The organism is Streptomyces sp. 13-12-16 (genome assembly GCF_002114215.1).
Classification (GTDB): domain Bacteria; phylum Actinomycetota; class Actinomycetes; order Streptomycetales; family Streptomycetaceae; genus Streptomyces.
In genome coordinates this window covers 1-7,533 of the sequence record NZ_NCTE01000066.1, presented here as the reverse complement: position 1 = coordinate 7,533, position 7,533 = coordinate 1, and the positions used below count along the sequence as shown (strand labels likewise).

General features: G+C 73.8%; 6 protein-coding genes. 1 reads left to right on the top strand and 5 read right to left on the bottom strand.

Translation table 11 applies throughout. The features are described 5' to 3' along the window. The 3 genes from B7767_RS03145 to B7767_RS03135 all read right to left on the bottom strand — a co-directional run. Positions 1 to 976 (bottom strand): NAD(P)/FAD-dependent oxidoreductase (locus B7767_RS03145; protein ID WP_085570756.1); only part of this gene is annotated, 976 nt, incomplete at its 3' end. A 101-nt stretch (positions 977 to 1,077) separates the two neighbouring features. Continuing rightward, positions 1,078 to 1,923 carry an inositol monophosphatase family protein gene (locus B7767_RS03140; RefSeq protein ID WP_085570755.1) on the bottom strand — a complete coding sequence of 282 codons (846 nt, stop codon included), beginning with the start codon at positions 1,921 to 1,923 and terminating at the stop codon, positions 1,078 to 1,080. Between the two features lie 100 nt (positions 1,924 to 2,023). Beyond that, the gene (locus tag B7767_RS03135) at positions 2,024 to 3,850 is read right to left on the bottom strand and encodes a gamma-glutamyltransferase family protein (protein ID WP_085570754.1); all 1,827 of its coding nucleotides are present in this window, start codon (positions 3,848 to 3,850) and stop codon (positions 2,024 to 2,026) included. Positions 3,851 to 4,262: 412 nt separating this feature from the next. Here B7767_RS03135 and B7767_RS03130 point away from each other — a divergent pair, with 412 nt between their 5' ends. Next, positions 4,263 to 5,432: a low temperature requirement protein A gene (locus tag B7767_RS03130; protein WP_085570753.1), complete on the top strand. Its 1,170-nt coding sequence runs from the start codon at positions 4,263 to 4,265 to the stop codon at positions 5,430 to 5,432. A gap of 77 nt (positions 5,433 to 5,509) precedes the next feature. Here the strand turns inward: B7767_RS03130 and B7767_RS03125 are convergent, their stop codons facing one another. Then, on the bottom strand, positions 5,510 to 5,953 hold the full coding sequence (locus B7767_RS03125) for a MarR family winged helix-turn-helix transcriptional regulator (RefSeq protein ID WP_085570752.1): 444 nt from the start codon (positions 5,951 to 5,953) through the stop codon (positions 5,510 to 5,512). A gap of 122 nt (positions 5,954 to 6,075) precedes the next feature. Further along, on the bottom strand, positions 6,076 to 7,533 hold a 1,458-nt coding region (locus tag B7767_RS03120), incomplete at its 5' end, for a LuxR family transcriptional regulator (RefSeq protein ID WP_218775769.1).

Genomic DNA, 7,533 nt, shown 5'->3' with positions numbered 1-7,533 from the left:
GGCCCTCGCGGGAGGCGGCGCGCAGGGCGGCGCCGATCTCGCCGCTGTCCGCGCCGATCTGCACGGTGCCGGCGGCGCGGGCCTCGGGCGCGGTCCACGGCACGGGGCCGTCCAGCGCGTAGTCGATCTTGAAGACGCCGGGGCCGTAACGGTAGTTCGCGTAGTGGCCGCCGAAGCCGGCGATGCGGGCCAGGGCGGTGGGCGAGGTGTCGAAGACGTACGCCCGGGCCGGCGGCAGGTCGTCGAGGCGCTTGACCTCGTAGTCGGTGTGGACGCTGCCGCCGAGGTCCTCGAAGTACGCGGCGAGGGCGTCGGAGATGGCCTGGGAGCCGCCGCGGGCGACGGGCCAGCCGCGGGCGTGCGCGGCGAGGGCGAAGACCAGGCCGACGGCACCGGTGGCGAAACCGCCGAGGGGGGCCATGACATGGGCGACGAGTCCGGCGAACAGGGTGCGGGCCCGCTCGTCGCGGAAGCGGCGCGTGAGCCATGTCGACGGGGGCAGGCCGAGCAGGCCGAAGCGGGCGAGGGTGACCGGGTCGCGGGGCAGCGCGGTCATCGGCAGGGACATGAAGTCGCGGGCCAGGGTGTCCCACTTGGGCAGGAAGGGCTCGACGAGCCGGCGGTACGCGCCGGCGTCGCGCGGGCCGAAGGAGGCGGCCGTCTCCCCGACCGACCGGGACAGCACGGCCGCCGTACCGTCCGGGAAGGGGTGTGCCATGGGGAGTTCCGGGTGCAGCCACCGCAGCCCGTAGCGCTCCAGTGGGAGGGCGCGGAACGCGGGTGAGTTGACGGCGAGGGGGTGGGCTGCGGAGCACGGGTCGTGGTGGAAGCCGGGGAGGGTGAGCTCCTCGGTGCGGGCGCCGCCGCCGACGGTGTCCTTCGCCTCGAACAGGGCCACCGAGAAGCCGCGCCGGGCCAGTTCCACGGCAGCGGTCAGCCCGTTCGGCCCCGCTCCCACCACGACCGCATCGAGCATCGACGGCACCTTCGGACTCCTTCGTCAGCCGACGGCCACTGGGGGATCAGGATATGCCGGGGCGCCGGCGTTCTCCCGGGGCCTCGGATCGGGGTGCGGCATCAGGCTCCGTCCGTCAGCAGTTCCACCACCCGGCGGGCGGTGGCCGCGTCGCGGGCCGCGGTGAAGGGCAGGGTGTTGCCGCCCCTGATGCCGAAGGGCTCACCCGCGCGGGTGAGGTGGGCGCCGCCCGCTTCCTCCACGAGGAGCAGACCGGCCGCGTGGTCCCAGGCGGCTTCCCAGGAGAAGGCGGTGGCGTCGGACTCACCGCGGGCGACGGCCAGGTACTCCAGTCCGGCGGAGCCGCAGGCGCGGGGTGCCACGCCGTCCGTCCACAGGCCGAGCAGGGCGCGCTTCTGCTCGTCCGTGGTGTAGTCCGGGTGCGAGGTGGCCACGCGGAGGTCGCGGCCGGGTTCCGGGGAGCCCGCGCGCAGCCGCTCGCCGTCGAGGTGCGCGCCCTGTCCCCGTACGGCCGTGGCGAATTGGTCCCGGGCGGGGGCGTAGGTCCAGGAGGCGTGCACGACTCCGCCCCGCGCGAGGGCGACCAGGGTGCAGAAGCCGCTTTCGCCGCGCACGAACTGGCGGGTCCCGTCGACGGGGTCGACGATCCACACCGGCGCCTCGGCCTGTATCGCCTCGTACGACGCCGGGTCGGCGTGCACCGCCTCCTCGCCGACCACGGCCGAACCGGGCAGCAGGGCGGCGAGCGCGTCCGTGAGGTACCGCTCGGCGTTGCGGTCGGCGTCCGTCACCAGGTCGTGCGGGCCGGCCTTGAGGTCCACCTCGTGCTCGGCGAGCCGCCGCCAGCGCGGCACGATCTCCCGCGCCGCGGCCTCGCGGACCAGTTCCTCCACGTCAAGGGTGTGCCGGGCGAGAAACTCGTCGATGGTTTCGTTGGTCTCGATCATGCCCCCATGAGAGCACGCACCACTGACAATCCCCACCCGCCCGGTGCACAGCAGGTGGAATCGGGATGAAAATGGGGTGCCCGCCCCCGCCGTCGTGGGCTCAGCGGCCCACCGCGTAGCCCTGCATGCCGCGCGGGTTGGCCGCCGCGGAGAGGACGCCGGTGGCCGGGTCCCGGGCGACCGCGCAGAGCCGGCCCTCCGACCAGGCGTCGCCGACGATCACCTCGTGGCCGCGGCGGCGGAGCGCCTCCACCACCGCCGGGTCCGTCCGGGACTCGACGGTGACGCTGCCGGGGCGCATGCCGCGCGGGTAGAAGGAGCCGGGGAAACTGTCGTTGTGCCAGTTGGGGGCGTCGACGGCGCCCTGGAGGTCGAGTCCGCCGCGCACCCGCTCGCGCAGAACGACGGCGAGGAAGAAGTGCAGCTGCCACTGGTCCTGCTGGTCCCCGCCGGGCGTGCCGAACGCCATGACGGGCACCCCGTCGCGCAGGGCCATGGACGGGGTGAGGGTGGTCCGGGGGCGGCGGCCGGGGGTGAGGGTGCCCGGCAGTCCCTCCTCCAGCCACGTCATCTGCAGCCGGGTGCCGAGGGGGAAGCCGAGTTCGGGGACGACGGGGTTGGACTGGAGCCAGCCGCCGCTGGGGGTGGCCGCGATCATGTTGCCCCAGCGGTCGACGACGTCCAGGTGGCAGGTGTCGCCGCGGGTGCCGCCGTCGGCGGAGACCTCGGGTTCACCGGGCACGGGGGAGGTCGGGCTCTTGGCGACGGTGGGCTCCCCGGCGCCCATCGAGCCGGAACCGGGCTCCTCGGTGGCCGCCACGCGCGCGTGGGCGCTCAGCCGCGGAGTGCGCCCGCCGGGGCTGCCGGGCCGCAGGTCGTGGGAGGCGCGGGGGCCGATCCTGGTCCGCCGCTCGGCGTTGTACTCGGCCGACAGCAGGTCGTCGAGCGGCACCTCGGCCGCGTCCCCGTACCAGGCCTCGCGGTCGGCCATGGCGAGCTTGCAGCCCTCGATCAGCAGGTGCATGTACTCGGCGGAGCCGTAGCGGGGCAGTTCCGGCGGCAGCAGGGCGAGTTGCTGGAGCAGGACCGGGCCCTGGCTCCAGGGGCCGGCCTTGCACACGGTCCAGCCGTCGAAGTCGTACGTCACCGGGGTCTCGTAGGACGCGGACCAGCCGGCGAGGTCGGCGGCGGTCAGGGTGCCGGTGTGGCGCTCGCCGCTGGTGTCCATGGTGGGGCGTCCGGCCTGCCGGACCAGTGCCTCGGCGATGAACCCGGTCCGCCACACCTCCCGCGCGGCGTCGATCTGCGCCTCCCGGCCCCCGGCCCCGGCGACCTCGGACAGCAGCCGCTTCCAGGTGGCGGCGAGGGCGGGGTTGCGCAGCAGCTCACCGGCGCGCGGGGAGCGGCCGCCGGGCAGGTACACCTCGGCCGAGGAGGTCCACTCCGTCTCGAACAGCTCGCGTACGGTCTCGACGGTCTCGCCGACGCGCTCCACGGGCGGGTGCCCGTCCTCGGCGTAGCCGATGGCGTACTTCAGGACGTCGGCGAGGGTCTTGGTGCCGTGGTCGCGCAGCAGGAGCATCCAGGCGTCGAAGGCTCCGGGCACGGCCGCGGCGAGCGGTCCGGTGCCGGGGACGAGGTCCAGGCCGAGCCCTTTGTAGTGGGCGACGGTGGCCCCGGCCGGGGCCACGCCCTGCCCGCACAGCACCCGCACCTCACCGCCGGCCGGCGCGAGCAGGATCGGCACCTCGCCGGCCGGGCCGTTGAGGTGCGGCTCGACGACGTGCAGGACGAAGGCTCCGGCCACGGCCGCGTCGTAGGCGTTGCCGCCGTCCTCCAGCACGGCCATCGCCGACTGCGAGGCCAGCCAGTGGGTGGAGGACACCATGCCGAAGGTGCCCTGGAGGGTGGGTCGGGTAGTGAACACAGGGCCCCTCACCTCGATGTCTGTGTGTACCGGCCCGAGTTGTGGTGCTCAGGACGGGTCCTCGGGGAGAATCCGGGGAGTCCGTGCCGGGCGTCCCGTTCTCCCGCTCCCCGGAAGGCTATCGATCGCCCCACGGCCCTTCCTCCCCGCCTCCGGCATGAAGTGAACATGGCGGTCCAGGGTGACGGCGGCCCGCGGCCGGGGCCGTGCCCGTGGCGTCGTGCCCGCGATCGCCCACCGGAGACCCGGCCCACCGCGGCTTCCGTACCGCCCTCGGCGCTGTCACAGACCGTCGCCGTACCCGGTCGTAGTTCCGCATGGACCATGACGACAGGCAGGGGGACGGCCACGGCTCCGGCGGTCGGCTCTCCCGAAGCCGGCGTCGACACCGCGGCCGTTGGAGCAGGACGCCATGACTCAGTCACCGTACGCACCCGGTGCCGTGTACCGGCCGATGCTCGCCCGGCACGCCGGCGAGGAACACCGCACCGCCACCGCGCTGGAGTTGTTCTTCGACCTCTGCTTCGTCGCCGCCGTCGCGCGGGCTTCGTCGGCGTTGGAGCACGAGATCGTGGCGGGCCGTGCGGGGCACGGCCTCCTCGGTTACGCACTCGTGTTCTTCGCGATCTGGTGGGCCTGGATGAACTTCACCTGGTTCGCCTCCGCCTACGACACGGACGACGTCCCCTACCGCCTCCTCACCCTTGTGCAGATCAGCGGGGCCCTGCTGCTGTCCGCGGGAGCCGCCGAGGCGTTGGAGCACGGGGACTTCACGGTCATCACCTGGGGCTACGCCGTCATGCGGCTGGCCATGGTCAGCCAATGGCTGCGCGCCGCTTGCACGGACCGGGAACGCCGGCGGTCCGCACTGCGGTACGCCCTGGGCATCCTCGTCCTGCAGATCGGCTGGCTGGCCCGGGCGGCCCTGTCCCACGACGGCGGTGTCGCCTCGTTCACCGTCCTCGCGGCCGGTGAACTGCTGGTGCCGGTCTGGGCCGAACGCGCCGGGGGCACCACGTGGCACCCGCATCACATAGCCGAGCGCTATGGCCTGTTCACCCTGATCGTGCTCGGTGAGTCCGTCATGGCCGCCGGTTTGGCCGTCGGTGCCGCCCTGGAGACCCACGAGGAGACCGGCGCCGTCCTGTCCGTCGCGCTGGGCGGGGTCCTGACCGTATTCGCACTGTGGTGGCTGTACTTCGCCCAGGACGCACCACGTCGCCTCAGGACGCAGACCACGGCCATGCTGTGGGGCTACGGACACTACGGGGTGTTCGCCGCCGCGGCCGCCGTGGGGGCGGCGCTCGCCGTCAACGTCGCCCACGTCACCGGCCACGGTGCGCTCACCGACGTCCGGGCCGCAGCCGTGTACACGGTGCCCGTCGCCCTCTTCATCACCTGCGTGTGGCTGCTGCACCGGCGGGTCGTACGGCTGTCCGCCGCGGCCGACCTCCTCGCTCCCCTCGCGGTCGCCGCCGTCCTCGCGGCCACGTTCACGACGTTCGCCGTCCTGTGCACCGGCTTCATCACGTCCCTGCTGATCGGCCTGTCACTGGTCCTGGCGCGTCGCGGGAACCGGTGAGGAACACACACGTCGGCACACGGTGTCGGCGAGACGGTGTCAAGGGCGGCCGGTGCGACACGAACGTGCCGGCACCGTCACGCCGTCCGTGCTCCCGTGAGGTAGTGGAGCAGGTCCTGGTCGGTGCCCTCGGCTCCGAGCTCCCGTACGACCTCCTCGACCACGTGGCGGAGAAGGGGCGAACCCGCTCGCAGCACCCTGTGCGCGACGGCGGTGAGCTCCACCTCGACGCTCCGGCGGTCGTGTGACGACGTGTGTGTGGTGATGAGGCCACGGTCCCGCAGACGCGTCACGAGACGGCTGGTGGCGGACCGGCTGAGTCCCGTCCCGTCGGCCAGGTCGTTGAGGTGGAGCAGCCCGGTACTGCTCCGCGCCCCCTCCCGCAGGGCCCGAAGGGCGTAGAACTCGCTCGTCCCCAGGCCCAGGTGCCGGTGGAGTTGCCGTTCCACCCGGGTCTCGATCCGACGATGGGCACGGGTCAGCGTGTCCCAACGCGTGATCAATACGGCGTCATCATCCATCTGCGCTGGTCTCCCTGTCCTTGGCGCCCGACTGCGTCCGCGCCCGGTTGACAGGACGGGGGCCGTCCTTGTGACAGTCCGGCGGCGGTCCGGGAGGACGGGGGTCCCCTGGGCCCGGAGACTCAGCCGGTGCGCAGCGTGTCCTCGCCGTGGATCCCGGTGACCGAGGTGCTCGCCAGGGCACCGGGCAGCGCGCGGCGGGAGTTGATCCCGAGCTTCGTGTACACCTTCCGCAGATGCCACTCCACGGTGTGCGGGCTGATGAACAGCTCCGCGCCGATCCGCGCGTTCGTCATGCCGTCGGCGGCGAGTGTCGCGACCTGCGACTCCTGAGGGGTGAGGACGCTCGCCGGCTCGTTCTCCCGTACCCGGGCGTGCTCGCCGGTGGCGAGCAGTTCACGGCCGGCCCGCTCGGCGAAGGCGTGCGCCCGCATGCCGTCGAACATCTCGTGGGCCGTGCGCAGGTGTTCCCGGGCCTGCGAACGGCGATGCCCGCGGCGCAGCCACTCGCCGTACAGCAGGTGGGTGCGCGCCACCTCCACGGTCACACCACCGCGGCCGAACTCCTCGATCGCGGTCCGGTACAGACCGTCGGCCTCGTCCCCCTCGGTGAGCAGGGCCCGGCTGCGGGCGGCGGCGCCGCGGGCCCAGCCGGAGTCGGCGGCGCGGGTGAGTTCGAGCAGCCGGGCGAGCGAGGCGCGGGCCTGGTCCAGCTCGCCGCACCGCGTGGCGGCCTCGACGTGTTCGACCAGCGACAGGCCGGTGAAGTTGAACCCGTCGTGCTCGATGCCCGTGCGGGCGGCCTCCAGGGCCTCCTCGTAGCGTGCCAGGCCGTTGAAGAGCACGCCCTGGATGTAGCCCATGGCGCCCAGCAGGGACACCTCGCCGCGTTGTTCGGCCTGCCGCCTGGCTTCCTCGATGATGGGTGCGGCGACGTCCGCCTCGCCCCGCCAGGCGGCCAGTACCAGCGTGGCGTACTGGTGCGGGGCGTGGCCGGTCGCGGCGGCGAGCGCGGCGGCTTCGTCGATCATCCGGTCGGCCTCGGCGAAGTCGCCGTAGTGGATGTGGACCCCGCCCAGGTAGACGAGGGCCGGGGGCAGCGCGCCGAGCGCGCCGATGTCGCGGGCCAGGCGCACCGCGCGGCCGGCCAGCGCGTCCCACGCGTGCAGGTCCCAGGCGTGGTGGATGAACGCCTCCAGCGCGACCGGGACCAGCAGCAGCCAGCGCACGGTCGCCTCCCGGGTGCCGAGTTCCTCGTGGGTGAGCGACTCCAGCGCCCCGCGCAGTACCGGGACACCGGTCTCGTAGCCGTCCGCGAGGACGGCGGCCACTCCGTCGAGGAGGAGGTCGGCGGACCTGGAACCCGAGGAGGGCGCCCCGGACGCGCGGGCCGCGACGGCGGCGGCGCGGGCGCCCGTCGGACCGTGGACGCGGCCCGCGAAGATGGTCGCGCTGATGGCCTCCAGGTACGTCTCCCGGGCCAGCGGGGACCCGGCGGCGGTGAACTGCGCGGCGGCCTCCAGGAGCAGCGGCGCGGCCTCGTCGCTGCGGCTGCGGGCGAACAGGATCCTGGCCCGCAG

What these genes read in the sequence shown, in the direction of transcription:
- B7767_RS03140 (WP_085570755.1), bottom strand. Translation starts at nt 1,923, where the DNA reads ATGATCGAGACCAACGAAACCATCGACGAGTTTCTCGCCCGGCACACC.
- B7767_RS03125 (WP_085570752.1), bottom strand. Translation starts at nt 5,953, where the DNA reads ATGGATGATGACGCCGTATTGATCACGCGTTGGGACACGCTGACCCGT.
- B7767_RS03130 (WP_085570753.1), top strand. Translation starts at nt 4,263, where the DNA reads ATGACTCAGTCACCGTACGCACCCGGTGCCGTGTACCGGCCGATGCTC.